Here is an 893-nt window from a genome sequence, read left to right on the forward strand (position 1 = left end):
CTACGCCCAGCCCGGTGCGCACGACATCACGCTCACGGTGACCGACAGCCTCGGCGGATCGGCCAGCGTCACGAAGTCCGTGACCGTCCAGGCTCAGGTGTTCGCCGCGTCCGACTCCTTCGGTCGTGTCGTGTCGAGCGGATGGGGCGCGGCCGACATCGGCGGCACCTGGGCGCCGATGAGCGGTTCGGCCGCCGTCACCTCCGTCGGAGACGGCGTCGGCAAGGTGAACCTCACGCCGGGTGAGACGCGCGAGATGCTGCTGCAGGGAACGTCTCTCCTCGACACGTCTGCGCGCATCACCTACACGCTGGCCTCCGGCCCGTCGACGGGTGTGGTCTACGAAGGACTCGGTGCACGTCGCTCCGGCTCCAACGGGTACCGCGCACTCGCGTGGCACCGGGCGGACGGGACCACGTGGCTCGTGATCCACCGCAACGGAACCGCGATCGCCAGCACCGCCGTCGCCGGTCTCACCTGGACCGCGGGAAGCACGTTCAACCTCGCCATGGAGACGACGGGGTCCGGGACGACGACCATCCGCGCGAAGCTGTGGGCTGCCGGAGCTGCGGAGCCCGCCAACTGGCAGCTCTCCACGACGGACACGACGCCCGCCTTGCAGGTCGCGGGGGCGCCGACGGTCTTCTCCTACCGCGCAGGCAGCGCGACCGGCACCAACCTGGCGAGCTTCGACGACTTCACGCTGAAGAACCTCGGGGCGGCGACACCGCAGCCCGAGCCGCAGCCGGAGCCGCAGCCGCAGCCGAACGTGCCGCCGACCGCGGCCTTCACGGCGACGACCACGGGGCTGACCGTGAACGTCAACGGTGGGGCATCGACCGACTCGGACGGCACCATCGCCTCCTATGCCTGGAACTTCGGAGACGGATCGA

Annotated in this window: 1 protein-coding gene; it reads left to right on the forward strand. The window is 70.4% G+C overall.

Annotated elements, in window-relative coordinates; genetic code table 11:
- A partial coding sequence (locus tag DSP71_RS22520; protein WP_220151144.1) for a PKD domain-containing protein occupies positions 1–893 on the forward strand: 893 nt, incomplete at both ends.

Origin of the sequence: Microbacterium sp. H6 (genome assembly GCF_003314775.1) — a bacterium.
Lineage (GTDB): Bacteria > Actinomycetota > Actinomycetes > Actinomycetales > Microbacteriaceae > Microbacterium > Microbacterium oxydans.